The organism is Pseudomonas mangrovi (genome assembly GCF_003052585.1).
In the GTDB taxonomy this organism is placed as follows: Bacteria; Pseudomonadota; Gammaproteobacteria; order Pseudomonadales; family Pseudomonadaceae; genus Aquipseudomonas; species Aquipseudomonas mangrovi.
This window is the reverse complement of record NZ_QASN01000019.1, coordinates 18014-32829: the sequence shown is the minus strand read 5'-3', so window position 1 is coordinate 32829 and position 14816 is coordinate 18014. Positions and strand designations below refer to the sequence as shown.

13 protein-coding genes are annotated in these 14816 nt (G+C 64.7%); 2 read left to right on the top strand and 11 right to left on the bottom strand.

Going from position 1 to position 14816, the window contains the following annotated elements; translation table 11 throughout:
- Positions 1-89: 89 nt before the first annotated feature.
- From pgi to dksA, 11 genes are all read right to left on the bottom strand, one after another.
- Positions 90-1754: a glucose-6-phosphate isomerase gene (gene pgi / locus DBO85_RS11180; protein ID WP_108107363.1), complete on the bottom strand. Its 1665-nt coding sequence runs from the start codon at positions 1752-1754 to the stop codon at positions 90-92.
- 99 nt (positions 1755-1853) lie between these two features.
- Complete coding sequence (gene panD / locus DBO85_RS11175; protein ID WP_108107362.1) at positions 1854-2234, bottom strand: aspartate 1-decarboxylase; 381 nt, start codon at positions 2232-2234, stop codon at positions 1854-1856.
- Between the two features lie 126 nt (positions 2235-2360).
- Complete coding sequence (panC, locus tag DBO85_RS11170; RefSeq protein WP_108107361.1) at positions 2361-3227, bottom strand: pantoate--beta-alanine ligase; 867 nt, start codon at positions 3225-3227, stop codon at positions 2361-2363.
- Positions 3224-4024, bottom strand: a complete 801-nt coding sequence (panB, locus tag DBO85_RS11165) for a 3-methyl-2-oxobutanoate hydroxymethyltransferase (RefSeq protein WP_108107360.1) — start codon at positions 4022-4024, stop codon at positions 3224-3226. The genes panC and panB overlap by 4 nt, the downstream gene beginning before the upstream one ends.
- Before the next feature lie 104 nt (positions 4025-4128).
- A complete protein-coding gene (gene folK / locus DBO85_RS11160; protein ID WP_108107359.1) occupies positions 4129-4632 on the bottom strand; it encodes a 2-amino-4-hydroxy-6-hydroxymethyldihydropteridine diphosphokinase in 504 nt (167 codons plus the stop codon).
- A 1-nt stretch (position 4633) separates the two neighbouring features.
- Positions 4634-6019 (bottom strand): polynucleotide adenylyltransferase PcnB, encoded by a 1386-nt coding sequence (locus DBO85_RS11155; protein WP_108107358.1) that lies wholly within the window; start codon positions 6017-6019, stop codon positions 4634-4636.
- A gap of 649 nt (positions 6020-6668) precedes the next feature.
- Entirely contained in the window at positions 6669-8084 is a 1416-nt protein-coding gene (locus DBO85_RS11150) for a sigma-54-dependent transcriptional regulator (RefSeq protein WP_108107357.1), read from the bottom strand.
- 18 nt (positions 8085-8102) lie between these two features.
- Positions 8103-11057, bottom strand: coding sequence for a sensor histidine kinase (locus tag DBO85_RS11145; RefSeq protein ID WP_108107356.1), 2955 nt, complete (start codon positions 11055-11057; stop codon positions 8103-8105).
- Complete coding sequence (locus DBO85_RS11140) at positions 11041-11217, bottom strand: hypothetical protein (RefSeq protein ID WP_108107355.1); 177 nt, start codon at positions 11215-11217, stop codon at positions 11041-11043. Before DBO85_RS11140 ends, DBO85_RS11145 begins: the two co-directional genes overlap by 17 nt.
- 100 nt (positions 11218-11317) lie before the next feature.
- Positions 11318-12211 carry a tRNA glutamyl-Q(34) synthetase GluQRS gene (gene gluQRS / locus DBO85_RS11135; RefSeq protein ID WP_108107354.1) on the bottom strand — a complete coding sequence of 298 codons (894 nt, stop codon included), beginning with the start codon at positions 12209-12211 and terminating at the stop codon, positions 11318-11320.
- An 89-nt stretch (positions 12212-12300) separates the two neighbouring features.
- Entirely contained in the window at positions 12301-12741 is a 441-nt protein-coding gene (gene dksA / locus DBO85_RS11130) for an RNA polymerase-binding protein DksA (RefSeq protein ID WP_108107353.1), read from the bottom strand.
- A 198-nt stretch (positions 12742-12939) separates the two neighbouring features.
- Here dksA and DBO85_RS11125 point away from each other — a divergent pair, with 198 nt between their 5' ends.
- On the top strand, positions 12940-14106 hold the full coding sequence (locus tag DBO85_RS11125; protein WP_108107352.1) for a pyridoxal phosphate-dependent aminotransferase: 1167 nt from the start codon (positions 12940-12942) through the stop codon (positions 14104-14106).
- A complete protein-coding gene (gene sfsA, locus DBO85_RS11120) occupies positions 14106-14813 on the top strand; it encodes a DNA/RNA nuclease SfsA (protein ID WP_108107351.1) in 708 nt (235 codons plus the stop codon). Before DBO85_RS11125 ends, sfsA begins: the two co-directional genes overlap by 1 nt.
- Positions 14814-14816 lie beyond the last annotated feature (3 nt).

Genomic DNA, 14816 nt, shown 5'->3' with positions numbered 1-14816 from the left:
TGGGGCGTCAGTGCGCTCGGCCAGTCGATCCAGGACGCCCGGATCGTAGCAGTGAGCTTAGACCAGAGCGCCTGGGATGAGGCGGTTGCTCAGCCGCGATGGCGGCCGCGGAAGAAGTCGATCAGGCCCTGGGTCGAACCGTCCGCTGCGGGCGCCGGCTCGAAGCTGGTCAGCCCCTGGTAGACATTGCGGCCGAGCTCCTTGCCCAGCTCCACGCCCCACTGGTCGAAGGCATTGATGCCCCAGATGGCGCTCTGCACGAACACCTTGTGCTCGTAGAGCGCGACCAGCGCGCCGAGTCGGCGGGGACTGATGCGATCGAGCACCAGGGTGTTGCTCGGCCGGTTGCCGGGAATCACCTTGTGCGGCGCCAGGCGCTGCACCTCATCCTCGCTCATGCCCTTGGCGCGCAGCTCGGCCTCGGCCTCTTCGCGCGATTTGCCGAGCATCAGCGCCTGGCTCTGCGACAGGCAGTTGGCATACAGCCACTGATGGTGGTCGGCGACCGGGTTGTAGCTGACCACCGGGACGATGAAGTCGGCCGGAATCAGCTGAGTGCCCTGGTGCAGCAGCTGGTGGTAGGCATGCTGGCCGTTGCAGCCGACACCGCCCCAGATCACCGGGCCGCTGTCGCAGCTGACCGGGCTGCCGTCCTGGCGCACGCTCTTGCCGTTGGACTCCATGTCCAGCTGCTGCAGATGCTTGGTGATGTTTCGCAGATAGTGGTCGTAAGGCAGGATCGCGTGGCTCTGGGCGTCCCAGAAGTTTCCGTACCAGATGCCCAGCAGGCCGAGAATGACCGGCATGTTCTGCTCGAAGGGTGCCGACTGGAAGTGCTCGTCCATGGCGTGGGCGCCGGCGAGCAGTTCCTTGAAATTGGACATGCCGACGGCCAGAGCAATGGGCAGGCCGATTGCCGACCACAGCGAGTAGCGCCCGCCGACCCAGTCCCACATGGGAAAGATGTTTTCCGCGTGCATGCCGAAGGCTTCGGCCGCCTCCAGGTTGCTGGTCACGGCAATGAAATGGCGGTGCAGTTCGGCCTCCGAGCCGCCCTGGGCCAGGTACCAGCTGCGCGCCGCCATGGCGTTCTTCAGCGTCTCCAGGGTGGTGAAGGATTTCGACGAGACGATGAACAGGGTGGTCTCGGCGCGCAGGCGCGCCGACAGGGCGTGGAATTCGCTGCCGTCGATGTTCGCCAGGTAGTGGCAGCGCACACCCTTCTGGGCAAAGGGCAACAGTGCTTCGGAGACCAGTTGCGGGCCGAGGAAGGAGCCGCCGATGCCGATGTTCACTACGTCGGTGATCGGCTGTTCGTTGTAGCCACGCCACAAGCCGTTGTGGATCCGCCCGACCAGCTCGGTCATCTTGTTCAGCACCCGATGCACCTCGGGCATGATGTTTTCGCCATCCACTACCAACGCATCGCCCATTGGCCGGCGCAGCGCTGTGTGCAGTGCCGGGCGCTGCTCCGAGCCGTTCACCGGCTCGCCTGCGAACAGCGCCTGGATCGACTGCTCCAGCCGTGACTCGCGCGCCAGCCTTACCAGCAGGTCGCGGGTTTCCTGATCGACCAGGTTCTTCGAGTAGTCCAGGAACAACCCGCAACAGCTCAGAGAAAACTGCTGGAAACGTTGGCTGTTCTGCTGGAAGGCGTTGCGCAGACTGAATGTCTGCATGGCTTCGCGATGCTGGCTGAGCGCCTGCCAGGCCGGCAGGCTGGTGACGTCGACGGGATGCTGGTAATAGGCCATCGGCTACGGCTTCCTTGTGCTTGAGCCTGCTTGGAACATGAAAAAGCCCGGAGTGTTCCGGGCTTTTCAGTCTAGCGGCTCAGGCGTGGCCGTGGGGGCTCAGGCAACCTGAACCGGAATCGCGTTGCTGGTGTGGCTGAGCTGATTGCCCGGTGCCATGTACAGCATGCGTGGCTTGAAATTGACCAGCTCGGCTTCGCTGTAATTGGCGTAGGCGCAGATGATCACACGGTTGCCGACTGCGGCTTTGTGCGCTGCGGCGCCGTTGACCGAGATCATCTTCGAGCCTTCCTCGCCACGGATGGCGTAGGTGGTGAAGCGCTCGCCGTTGTCGATGTTGTAGATCTGAATCTGCTCGTATTCGCGAATACCCGCCAGATCGAGCCATTCCCCGTCGATGGCGCACGAGCCTTCATAGTCGAGCACGGAGTGAGTCACTTCGGCACGGTGCAGTTTGGCTTTGAGCATGATGGCTTGCATGGCGGTTTCCTCATCAGGTCCACAAGCGGCGGCTGAGTTTGCCCGAACCGGGAACGGTGATCAAGGTCACGTTGGCCCGTGTGTCAGGTTGCTTGCGCGCCGTTCCTGGCGCTGGCGGCAAAGTCGTCAGGACTTTGCCGAATCGCCGAGATCCACGGCGAGATTGTCGATCAGGCGAGTCGTGCCCAGGTAGGCCGCGGCCAGGATCACGCAATGGCGATCCTCAAGGGTCGCAGGTTGCAGATTGCTGGCCTCGCGAACTTCCAGGTAGTCGGGGCGCAGGCCGGCCTCTTCGAGCTGCCTGGCGCCGTCACGGATCAGGGCGGAAATGTCGCTCTTGCCGTCACGCAGCCTTGCCGCCATCTGCATCAGGGTGGCGTACAGCCGTGGTGCCGCGGCGCGCTGCTCTGCCGTCAGGTAGCCGTTGCGCGAGGACAGCGCCAGGCCGTCCTCGGCCCGTACTGTGGGTTCGCCGAAGATCTCGATCGGCATGTTCAGGTCGCTGACCATGCGGCGGATGACGGCAAGCTGCTGGAAGTCCTTTTCGCCAAACACGGCGAGGTCAGGCAGGGCCATGTTGAACAGTTTGCAGACCACGGTAGAGACACCATCGAAGTGGCCGGGCCGACTGCCGCCACACAACCCTTCGGAAACGCCCGGGACGCTGACCCGGGTCTGACCCTGCATGCCGCGTGGATACATCTCCGCCACTGTCGGCGCAAAGAGCAGGTCGCAACCGGCTTCGAACAAGGTTTCCTGGTCGGCGGCGAGGGTGCGTGGGTACTTGTCCAGATCTTCATTTGCGCCGAACTGCATGGGATTGACGAAGATGCTCGCCACCACGAAGTCTGCCAACTGGGTGGCGCGGCGTACCAGTGCCGCATGGCCGCTGTGCAGATTGCCCATGGTCGGCACCAGGCCGACGCGTTTGCCGGCGGCGCGAGCCTCGGCGACGGCGGCGCGCAGCTCGCGCACGCTGGAAACGGTTTTCATGCGGAGAATCCGTGTTCTGCTGCGGGGAAGCTGACGTCCTTCACCGCCTTGACGTAGGCACCGATGGCGCCGGGGATGTCGTTCTGTTCGGCCATGAAGTTCTTCACGAACTTGGGCGCGCGGCCTCCAAGGGATAGGCCGAGCATGTCGTGCAGGACCAGCACCTGGCCATCGGTTTCACTGCCGGCACCGATGCCGATCACCGGAATCCGCACCGCCTGGCTGACCGCCGCACCGAGGCTGCTGGGTACGCATTCGAGCAGCAGCATGGCGGCGCCGGCCGCTTCCAGCGCCCTGGCGTCTTCGATCATCTGGCGCGCCTGTTCCTCCTGGCGCCCCTGCACCTTGTAGCCGCCGAACACGTTCACCGATTGCGGTGTCAGGCCCAGATGGGCGCAGACCGGGATGCCGCGCTCGGCGAGCAGGCGGATCGACTCGGCCAGCCAGCCGGCACCTTCGACCTTGACCATGTGCGCGCCGGCGCGCATCAGCTCGGCGGAATTGTTCAGGGTCTGCTCGAGGGTCGCGTTGGCCATGAACGGCAGGTCGGCGACGATCATCGCGCCGCGGTTGCCACGTTTGACGCAGGCAGTGTGGTAGGCCATGTCTGCGACCGTGACGGGGAGGGTGCTGTCATGTCCTTGCAGGACCATCCCCAGCGAGTCGCCGATCAGCAGCATCTCCACGCCGGCTTCGCTGGCGGTCTTGGCGAAGATGGCGTCGTAGCAGGTCAGCATGACGATCTTCTCGCCCTTCTGCTTGAGGCTTTGCAGGGTGGTCAGGGTGACATCTGGCATGGGGCGCTCCTCTGTCGGACCTTCGGGTCCGGGCAACGGGACGCCTATAGTCCCGATGGGCGCGGGGCAAGTCAATTGCGAGTGTTACCGGCGTTGTTACCCGGTTACCTGGCCTCGCCAGCGGCGGGAAGGCGCTGCAGGTCACCTGCCGGGCAGGCGCGTAACAGGGCGCTCAGGCGCTGGCCGTCCGGCAGCAGGAACTGCTCGCCGACGATCTCCGCCAGCGGGTAGAGGACGAAGGCGCGCAGGTGCATGTGGTAGTGCGGTACCTGCAGGCGCGGCAGGTCGAGGCGCTGCTGGCCGAACAGCAGGATGTCGAGATCGAGTGTGCGTGGGCCCCAGCGTTCGGCCTTGCGTACCCGGCCCTGGGTCTGTTCGATGTGCTGGAGTGCGTCGAGCAGGGCCAGCGGCGACAGGTCGGTTCGTAGCGCCGCTACCGCATTCACGTAACGTGGCTGGTCGGCCGGGCCGAGCGGGGCGCTGGAGTACAGTGAGGACGTCTGTACGAGCTGGCTGGCGGGTAGCGCACCCAGGGCATCGAGTGCAGCGCGAAGCTGCGCCTCGGGTTCGCCGAGATTGCTGCCCAGTCCGATGTAGGCGAGTTCCATGCTACTCGGCGGCGGGGGCCGAACCAGCCGGCTTGCGCCGGGCGCCGCTGCGCCGGCGCTTGCGTGGAGCAGCGCCTTCCTCGCGGCTGCCAAGGTTGCGAATCATCTCGCGGCGCTCGCTGTCGCTGACCTCCTGGTAGCGGGTCCACCAGTCACCGAGGCCACCGGTCTGTTCGCCGGCGCTTTCGCGCAGCAGCAGGAAGTCGTAGCCGGCGCGGAAGCGCGGGTTCTCCAGCAGCAGGTCGGCGCGTTTGCCGCTGCGCCTGGGCAGGCGCTCCTGCATGTCCCAGATTTCCTTGATCGGCAGGGTGAAACGCTTGGGAATGGCGATCCGTCGGCACTGCTCGGCGATCAGTTCGTGGGCGGCTTCCTGCATCGCCGGGATCGGCGGCAGGCCGCGGTCCTGCTGTGCCAGTACGCGTGCCGGCAGGGCAGGCCAGAGCAGCGCGGCGAACAGAAAGGCCGGGGTGACCGGTTTGCCCTGGGCGATGCGTTCGTCAGTATTGGCCAGTGCCAGGCTGATCAGCTCGTAGCTGTAGTCGGGGTTGTCCTCGAGTGCCTCGGCCGCGGCCGGGAACAGCGGGGCGAACAGGTCGTAGTCGAGCAGCAGCTCGAAGGTGCGTTCGGCCTGGCCGGCCAGGAACAGCTTGAGTACTTCGTCGAACAGGCGCGCCGCCGGAATGTCGCGCAGCATCGGTGCCAGTCGCTCGATGGGTTCGGCAGTGTGGCGCTCGATGTCGAAGTCCAGCTTGGCGGCGAAGCGGATCGCCCGCAGCATGCGCACGGGATCTTCGAGGAAGCGCTGTTCCGGGTTGCCGATCAGGCGCACCAACTGGTTGCGAATGTCGTGCACGCCCTTGGCGTAATCGAGAATGCGGCCGGTGCCGGAGTCGTAATAGAGCGCATTGATGGTGAAGTCGCGGCGCTGTGCGTCGTCTTCCAGAGTGCCGTAGACGTTGTCACGCAGGATGCGGCCGCTGGCGTTGCGTGAGGACAGGTTGTCGTCCTCGTCGTCACCTTCCGGATGATTGGCACGGAAGGTGGCCACTTCGATGATCTCGCGGCCGAAGTGCACGTGGACCAGCTTGAAGCGGCGACCGATCACGCGGGCATTGCGAAACTCGGCGCGGACCTGCTCAGGCGTGGCGCTGGTGGCGACGTCGAAGTCCTTGGGCGTGATGCCGAGCATCAGATCGCGTACGCAGCCGCCGACCAGATAAGCCTGGTAACCGGCTTTCTGCAGGCGATCCACGACGCTGACGGCGTTGCGACTGAGTTGGCCGCGGCTCAGGGAATGCTGGTGGTCGGTCAGAACTTCTGGCGTGCTGCGGATATGCTGGGCACGGCGCAGGGGAGAGCGGAGGGACTTGAACAGCTTCTTCAGCATGAGTGGCACTGTCTGGGAGAGTGACTGGCCGTAAGCGAGTCCGGCCGCGGTTTGCGCGCGGAGTCTAGCATCTGTTGCGGATTAGGTGCAGGTGCGGGTGGTGTCGGAGGGGGAAGTTGGCGGGGAGGCATTTCGCCTCCCCGCAACCAATTGAGTTGCCTGCTCTGTTCTTATTGTTATGACGGGAATCTTGTTTTTATTGTCTTCCCGGCTTTTCTTGCGGTTTCCATGATGAAAACCAAGAGCGAACGGATTGCTTTGGAAGCTGATGGTGCAATGATCGGTCCGTGATCTCTTCGGCTCGTCAGCTGCTTCTATGCAGTCTTGTTGTTGCTGAGCTGAAGCGGGTTGCCCCGGTTGCGTGTCCTCTCCAAAAAAATCAGTTAGCTGCGCCTCCGTCGTTCTTGTTCTTGTTGGTCTGGAGTCGTGTCTGTTGTTCTTGTTTTGGGTACTGGTTTTTGTTGTTGTTGTGCCAGAGATATAGCATTTGCCGTGCCAGTTTTTAAAATCCCTTTAATATCAATGGTTTGATGCTTTTGCAGGGTGGGGTGAGGGCGAAAAAAAGCCGGGGCCCCGTTACTGTAGGCCCCGGCTCTGTTACTCGCGGTCGCGCCGGTAACAGGCGTGCGCCGCGTCTGGCACGCGGATTTCAGCCTGCCACACCGGATCGCTTGCGGGGAATGCCGAGGCGCTGGCGGCGTTCCCACAGACATTTGCGGCTGATGCCGAGCTTGCGTGCCAGCTCGGTCTCGGTCATGTGGTCCTGGTGCTCGAGCACGAAATGCTGGAAGTAGTCTTCCAGGGAAAGGTCTTCGGTCGGCTCGTGACTGGCATTGCCTGCTCGGCCGGCGGCCAGGCGGTCGTCATCGAAGCTCTCGTCGTCGTAGTCGTCCAGCTCGACATCGATGCCCAGCAGCTCGGCACAGATGTCCGGCCCTTCGCAAAGGATTGCGGCGCGCTCGATGGCGTTTTCCAGCTCGCGAACATTGCCCGGCCAGCTGTAGTGCCGAATGGCCTGTTCCGCCTCCTGGGTGAAGCGCAGGTCGCTGCGCTCCATGCGCTTGCCCTGGCGCAGCAGGAAGCTGCTGGCGATCTCGAGGATGTCCTGGCCGCGCTCACGCAATGGCGGCAGCATCAGCGCGATCACGTTCAGGCGGTAGTAGAGGTCTTCGCGGAACTGGTTCTGGCGCGCCAGCGTCTTGAGATCGCGGTGGGTCGCGGCGATCAGTCGGACATCGACCTTCTGTGACTGCACCGAGCCGACGCGGCGAATCTCGCCCTCCTGCAGCACGCGCAGCAGTCGCGCCTGTGCTTCCAGGGGCAGCTCGCCGATTTCGTCGAGGAACAGCGTGCCGCCATCGGCCGCTTCGACCAGGCCGGCGCGCCCGGCGCTGGCACCGGTGAAGGCGCCTTTCTCGTGGCCGAACAGTTCCGACTCGATCAGGCTTTCCGGAATGGCTGCGCAGTTCACCGAGATCATCGGCGCCTTGGCCCGCCGCGACAGGTTGTGCAGGGCGCGCGCGACCAGCTCCTTGCCGGTGCCGGATTCGCCCTGAATCAGTACGGTAGAGTCGGTAGGTGCGACCTTGCGGATCTTGCTGAACAGGCTTTGCATGGAATCGCAGGCGCCGATGATGCCGATCTCCCCGGTGCTGGCGGTGGACGGCTTGTCGTTGCGCTCGTCCTGGCTTTCGCGTGGCGCGTTGCCGCGACTTTCGCGCTCGCGCAGGATGCGCGCCACCGCCTGGAGCATCTCGTCGTGGTCGAAGGGCTTGGCGATGTAGTCGACCGCACCCATCTTCATCGAGTCGACTGCCGAGCGCAGGCTGGCATAGCTGGTCATGATCAGCACCGGGGTGCCCTGACCCAGGCGGATCAGTTCGGTGCCGGGTGCGCCGGGCAGGCGCAGGTCACTGACGATGAGGTCGAAGCCGGGCACATTGAAGCGCTCCTGCGCCTCCTGCACCGAGCCGGCTTCGCTGACTTCGTATTGGTTGCGCTCGAGCAGACGACGCAAGGCAGAACGGATGATGGTCTCGTCTTCGACGATCAGAATATGTGGCATTCGCTTCTCTCGACGATCTCAATTCTCGGGGGACGTCGCCTCGACATGCCGCGGCAGTGTCACCCGGACACGGGTGCCACGCTGGTGCTCCGGATCGGCCGGGCTGTCGATTGTTATCTGTCCATAATGCTCTTCAACGATTGAATAGACCAGTGCGAGCCCCAGCCCGGTCCCCTCGCCGGGGTCCTTGGTGGTGAAGAACGGCTCGAACAGTCGGTCGATGATCGCCTGTGGAATTCCGCTGCCTTCATCCTCCACCAGCAGCGTCACCGTCTGTTCCGAGGCTTCGCTGCGAACCCGTATCGCGCTGCCGGGAGGGGAGGCGTCGCGGGCGTTGGAGAGCAGGTTGACCACTACCTGACCGAGGCGCTGGGTGTCGCCCACGGCCCAGTGGTCGGGGTCGCAGAGGTTGAAGTACTCGACCTCGACGCTGCGCCGGTTCAGCGACAGCAGGGCAATCGCGTCGCGGCTGATCTGCGCCAGGTTGACCGGCTCGTCGCTCTGGCGATGGGCGCCGGCGTGGGCGAAGCTCATCAGCGACTGGACGATCCGCGAGATGCGCTTGGTCTGTTCGATGATCTGGTTGCTGATTTCGCGGATTTCCTCGTTCTCTTCCTCTTCCTCGCGCAGATTCTGCGCCAGGCAGGCGATGCCGGTGACCGGGTTGCCGATCTCGTGGGCGACACCGGCGGCCAGGCGACCGATGCTGGCCAGTCGTTCCGAGTGCACCAGGCGATCCTCCAGCAGCTGGGTCTCGGTGAGGTCCTCGACCAGCAGCACCAGGCCGGTATTGCCCGGCGCCAGCGGCTCGTCGATCGCCGCCTTGTGCAGGTTGAGCCAGCGGGTCTGGCCATCGAACGGCAGTCGCTGCTTGTGCAGGTGCTGGTCGGGCAGGTTGATGAAGTTCTCCAGCAGGCCTTCCCAGGGTGCGCCTACGGTATTCAGGCGCGAACCGAGCACACGCTGCGCCGGGATGCCGGTCAGCTCCTCCATGGCCCGGTTCCACATCAGGATCTCCTGATCCTTGGCCAGCGAGCAGACACCCATGGGCAGCTCCTGCAGGGTCTGGCGGTGGTAGCGGCGCAGGGCATCGAGTTCTGCGGCAAGGCCGGTCAGGCGCGAGCGGTAGTCCTCAAGACGGCTCTCGATGAAATGGATGTCCTCGGTGACATAGGCTTCATTGCCGGTCTTGTAGGGCAGGAAGGTCGCGACTATGTCCTGGGCCACGCTGGGGCCCATCAGCCCGGACAGGTTTGCCTCGATGCGATCGCGCAGGCGCCGCAGCGCGTAGGGGCGGTGCTCGTCGAAGGGCAGCGAGAGGTCGCGCAGGGCGGTATCCACTTCGCGCTGGGCGCTGGGCGCGCCGAGCGGCTTGGCCAGTTGGGTGACGAATTCCTGCGGCGACATGACGATCAGCTCGCGGCGCTGGGGACGGCGCACGTTGTCCACGGCACAGGCTTCCGCCGCGCTGATTTCCTCCGGTGCGGAATCGGTGAACAGCGACACCAGGGCGAAGACCAGGACGTTGGCCGCGAGCGAGGCGATGGCCGCCAGGTGCCAGCTGGTGTCGTCGAGCACGTAGATCAGGTTGAACAGCGGGATATAGATGCCCTGCAGTTCGGTGATCAACGGCAGCAGCATGCTTGCCACCCAGACCCCGATGCCCGCCAGCAGCCCGGCGAGGAAACCGCGCCGGTTCGCGGCCGGCCAGTACAGGACCGAGAGGACGCCGGGGAGGAACTGCAGGGTCGCGACGAAGGCGACGATGCCCAGGTTGGAGAGATCCTGGCGCGAACCGAGCAGCAGGTAGAAGCCATATCCGGCAGCGATGATCGCCATGATCAGCGCGCGCCGGGTCCATTTCAGCCAGCGGTAGATGTTGCCTTCCGCCGGCGGTTGATACAGCGGCAGGACCAGGTGGTTGAGCGCCATCCCCGAGAGCGCCAGGGTGGTGACGATGATCAGGCCGCTGGAGGCGGAAAGCCCGCCGACGTAGGCCACCAGCGACAGCCAGTCACTGTTCACCGCCATGCCGACCCCCAGCGTGAAGTACTCGGGGTTGGTGGCGGCCTTCAGCTCCAGGCCGGCCCACAGGATCACCGGCACCGACAGGCTCATCAGCAGGAGATACAGCGGCAAGCCCCAGCTGGCGCTGACCATGGCGCGCGGGTTGATGTTTTCCGTGAAGGTCATGTGATACATGTGCGGCATCACGATGGCCGAGGCGAAGAACACCAGCAGCAGGGTGCGCCAGGGGCCTTCCTGCAGCGGCGTATGCAGGTCGCTTAAGGTCATCTGGTTGTGGTGCAGCCACAGCTCCAGGCCGTCGAGGCCGCCAAACACCGCATAGAGCGCATAGACACCGATGATGCTCAGAGCGATCAGCTTGACTATCGACTCGAAGGCAATCGCGAACACCAGGCCTTCATGCTTTTCCCGGGTGGCGATGTGGCGCGCGCCGAAGAGGATGGTGAACAGCATGATCAGCGCGCAGTAGCTCAGCGCGACACGCTCCTGCAGCGGGTCGCGGGTGAGAATGCTGATCGAGTCGGTCACTGCCTGAATCTGCAGGGCCAGCAGCGGCAGTACACCGATCAGCATGAACAGCGTGGTCAGGGCGCCGGCCCAGGTGCTGCGGAAGCGAAAGGCAAACAGGTCCGCCAGCGAGGACAGCTGGTAGGTGCGGGTGATGCGCAGGATCGGATAGAGCAGCACCGGCGCCAGCAGGAATGCGCCGGAAACGCCCATGTAGCTGGAGAGGAAGCCGAACCCGTACTGGTGCGCCAGGCCGACCGCGCCATAGAACGCCCAGGCGCTGGCGTAGACGCCCAGTGAAAGGGTGTAGATCAGCGGGTGACGGACGATGCGACGGGGAATGAGGCCGCGGTCGCTGATCCAGGCGATACCGAACAGCATCAGCAGGTAGGCGACGCTGATCAGCATCAGGTGGCTGAGGTTAAAGCTCGTCTGCATCGCGCTGGCTCTGGAGGATGAAGGTGACGACGATCAGGATCAGCCAGAGCAGGTAGGGCCGGTACCAGACGCCATTGGCGTCGATCCACCAGTCCATGATGGCCGGGGAAAAGAGGTAGATGCCGACCACCAGGATCAGCACCAGTCGATAGATGTACATAGGGTTGCCCGTCGAAGGATGCGGCGATGGTAAAGGAAGCGGCAAGTCTTAGGCCACAGTGGCGCCCGTACCTGGCGCGGCGGGAAGCTTGAGCGTGCCTCTAGCGCAATTGCGCCTCGGCCAGGGTACGGCTGCGCGGGATGGCCGAGGCATTCCAGTGTTCGACGCCCCATTCGAGAAGCTCTGCCGGCAGGGCACCCTCCAGCTCTTGGGGTAGCGCCTGGCCCAGCGCGCGCAGGGCTCGGGCCAGCAGCGGCGAGGCCTGCTCGGGAGGCAGCGGCGGCGAACGGTAGCGCTTGCCGAGCTTGTGCCCGTCGGGCTGGATGATCAGCGGCACGTGCAGGTAGCGTGGGTGCGACAGCCCCAGCAGCTCCTGCAGATAGAGCTGGCGCGGGGTGTTGTCGAGCAGGTCGGCGCCGCGCACCACGTCGGTAATTCCCTGGGCGGCGTCATCCAGTACCACGGCCAGCTGATAGGCGTACAGACCGTCGCGGCGGCGGATGACGAAATCGCCCAGCTCGCGCTGCAGATGCTGGCAGAAGCGTCCCTGCACCCGATCCTCGAAACAGTATTCGAGGTTCGGCACGCGCAGGCGGATTGCCGCGTCCGCGGTCGCGTGGTTGGCGTCGCGACAGGTGCCCGGATAGATGCCGGCGCAGCCCTCAAGCTGCTTGCGCGAACAGGTGCATGCGTAGGCCAGGCCTTGCTGCAGCAGGCGCTCGAGCACGCCGGCGTAGGCGGCATGGCGCTGGCTCTGTTTCAGTACCTCGCCATCCCAGTGCAGGCCGTAGCTCTCCAGTGAGCGCAGGATGGTGTCCTGCGCGCCGGGCATCTCGCGGGGCGGATCGAGGTCTTCCATGCGCAGCAGCCAGCGACCGCCGACGTGTCGGGCGTCGAGATAGGAAGCCAGCGCGGCGACCAGCGAGCCGAAATGCAGGTAGCCACTGGGCGTGGGGGCAAAGCGGCCGATGTAGGGAGGGCGTATCGGTTGCATGGTCGCTGCCGGAGCGGACGCTGAGGTCCTGGCGATCTGCATTGGATGGATGGAAATGAAACGGGGCGCCGTGGCGCCCCGTCGTCGGCTCAGGAACCGATCTGCTTTTCCTTGATCTCCGCCAGCGTCTTGCAATCAATGCAAAGCGTGGCGGTGGGGCGGGCTTCGAGGCGGCGGATGCCGATCTCTACGCCACAGGAATCACACCAGCCGTATTCGTTGTCTTCGATCAGCTGGATGGTTTCGTCGATCTTCTTGATCAACTTGCGTTCCCGGTCACGGGCGCGCAGTTCCAGGCTGAATTCCTCTTCCTGGCTGGCGCGATCCGCCGGGTCCGGGAAGTTTGCCGCTTCGTCCTGCATGTGGTGCACGGTGCGGTCGACTTCTTCCATCAGTTCCTGCTTCCACTTCTGCAGGATGCCGGTGAAGTGAGCACGCATCGCATCGCTCATGTACTCCTCGCCCTTCTTTTCCTTGTAGGGCTCGAAAGCGCGGATCAGTTGGCTTGTTGCTTTTGCTTTGCTGGGCATGGATGAACGCCTCTCTCTCTAATCCACTGCGCAGGAAATATCCGTTGCCGGCGTTATCTGTCGGTCCTGCGGCTGCAAGCGGGCGAACTTACCAGATCGACCGGGGGGATGCCACTCCCGGTTGTCCTGCTTGCTGCAGGGGTGGCGCCGACCCGGTTAGAATCGCGCTCCCTTGGTATTTCCTCAGGCTTCACACCCATGTCCTACAGCGCACGCAGCCGTGACATCGAACCCTTTCATGTCATGGCGCTGCTGGAACGCGCCCAGCAACTGCAGGCCCTTGGCAAGGACGTGATCCACCTGGAGATCGGCGAACCGGACTTTGCCACGGCCGCTCCGATCATCGCCGCTGGCCAGGCCGCGCTGGCAGCCGGCCACACCCGCTACACCCCGGCGCGGGGCCTGCCCGCCCTGCGCGAAGCGATCGCCGACCACTACGCCCGGCGCCACGGTCTGAGCATAGAACCGCAACGCATCCTCATCACTCCAGGGGGCTCGGGTGCCTTGCTGCTGGCCAGCAGCCTGCTGGTCGATCCCGGCAAGCAATGGCTGCTGGCCGACCCGGGGTATCCGTGCAATCGGCATTTTCTGCGACTGGTCGAGGCCTCCGCGCAACTGGTGCCGGTCGGGCCGGCGCAGCGCTACCAGCTGGACGCAGCGCTGGTCGCCGAGCACTGGAATGCCGCCAGCGTCGGTGCGCTGGTGGCCTCGCCGGCCAATCCGACCGGCACCCTGCTCGGTCGGACCGAGCTGGCCGACCTGACAAGTGCGCTGCACGCCCGTGGCGGGCATCTGGTGGCGGACGAGATCTACCAGGGCCTGACCTATGGTTGCGAGGCGGTCAGCGCGCTGGAGGTGGATGACGAGGCCTTCGTCCTCAACAGTTTCTCCAAGTATTTCGGCATGACCGGCTGGCGCCTGGGTTGGCTGGTAGCCCCGGAAGCTGCAGTGGCTGATCTGGAGAAGCTGGCACAGAATCTCTATATCAGCGCGCCAACCCTTTCCCAGCATGCGGCACTGGCCTGCTTCACGCCGCAGACCGAGGACATCCTCCAGGCGCGCCGCGCCGAGTTCGCCCGCCGTCGCGACTTTCTGCTGCCGGCGCTGCGCGAGCTGGGCTTTCGCATCGAGGTGGAGCCGGAGGGCGCTTTTTATCTGTACGCCGATATTTCGGCCTTCGGTGGCGACTCCCAGGTGTTCTGCCGGCATTTTCTCGAGCGTGAGTTCGTTGCCTTCACACCGGGCCTGGATTTCGGCAACTACCGTGCCGCGCAGCATGTGCGCTTTGCCTACACCCAGAGCGTGCACAGGCTGGAGGAGGCGGTGCAGCGCATCGCCCGTGGCCTGCGTGACTGGCAAGGCTGATGGAGTTCCTGCCGACGCTTGAAGAAGGCCGCCTTCTGCGGCGCTACAAGCGCTTCCTTGCCGATGTGCGCACGCTCGACGGTGGGGAACTGTGCATCCACTGTCCCAATACCGGCTCGATGCTCAACTGCATGACGCCGGATGCGCGTATCTGGTTCAGCCGCAGCGGCGATCCGCGGCGCAAGCTGCCGGGCACCTGGGAACTGGTCGAGACGCCGCATGGGCGACTTGCCTGCATCAACACCGCGCGCGCCAATCCGCTGGTCGAGGAGGCGCTGCGGCTTGGGGTGATCGGCGAACTGGCAGGCTTCACCGGGCTGCGCCGAGAGGTGCGCTACGGGAGCGAGAACAGCCGGGTGGATTTCTGTCTCGACTATCCGGACGGTCCGCTGTATCTGGAGGTCAAGAGCGTAACCCTGGGCTATGCGAGCACGGCGATCGCTGCCTTTCCGGACGCGCGCACCGAGCGTGGCGCCCGGCATCTGCGCGAGCTGGCGGCACTGGCCCGGCAGGGTGTCAGGGCCGTGCTGCTGTATTGCGTCAACCTTTCGGGGATCGAGGCGGTGCGGGTTGCCGAGGAGATCGACCCGCTCTATGCCGCCGCGTTGCGTGATGCCGCCGCCGCGGGCGTGGAGATGCTCGCCTACGCCGGCGAGCTGTCGTCGCGCGAGATCAGACTGGCGCGGCGTATCGATCTGCTGCTCTGAGGC

Coding starts and splice junctions, on each gene's coding strand:
- pgi (WP_108107363.1), bottom strand. CDS start 1,754: ATGGCCTATTACCAGCATCCCGTCGACGTCACCAGCCTGCCGGCCTGG.
- panD (WP_108107362.1), bottom strand. CDS start 2,234: ATGCAAGCCATCATGCTCAAAGCCAAACTGCACCGTGCCGAAGTGACT.
- panC (WP_108107361.1), bottom strand. CDS start 3,227: ATGAAAACCGTTTCCAGCGTGCGCGAGCTGCGCGCCGCCGTCGCCGAG.
- panB (WP_108107360.1), bottom strand. CDS start 4,024: ATGCCAGATGTCACCCTGACCACCCTGCAAAGCCTCAAGCAGAAGGGC.
- folK (WP_108107359.1), bottom strand. CDS start 4,632: ATGGAACTCGCCTACATCGGACTGGGCAGCAATCTCGGCGAACCCGAG.
- DBO85_RS11155 (WP_108107358.1), bottom strand. CDS start 6,019: ATGCTGAAGAAGCTGTTCAAGTCCCTCCGCTCTCCCCTGCGCCGTGCC.
- DBO85_RS11150 (WP_108107357.1), bottom strand. CDS start 8,084: ATGCCACATATTCTGATCGTCGAAGACGAGACCATCATCCGTTCTGCC.
- DBO85_RS11145 (WP_108107356.1), bottom strand. CDS start 11,057: ATGCAGACGAGCTTTAACCTCAGCCACCTGATGCTGATCAGCGTCGCC.
- DBO85_RS11140 (WP_108107355.1), bottom strand. CDS start 11,217: ATGTACATCTATCGACTGGTGCTGATCCTGGTGGTCGGCATCTACCTC.
- gluQRS (WP_108107354.1), bottom strand. CDS start 12,211: ATGCAACCGATACGCCCTCCCTACATCGGCCGCTTTGCCCCCACGCCC.
- dksA (WP_108107353.1), bottom strand. CDS start 12,741: ATGCCCAGCAAAGCAAAAGCAACAAGCCAACTGATCCGCGCTTTCGAG.
- DBO85_RS11125 (WP_108107352.1), top strand. CDS start 12,940: ATGTCCTACAGCGCACGCAGCCGTGACATCGAACCCTTTCATGTCATG.
- sfsA (WP_108107351.1), top strand. CDS start 14,106: ATGGAGTTCCTGCCGACGCTTGAAGAAGGCCGCCTTCTGCGGCGCTAC.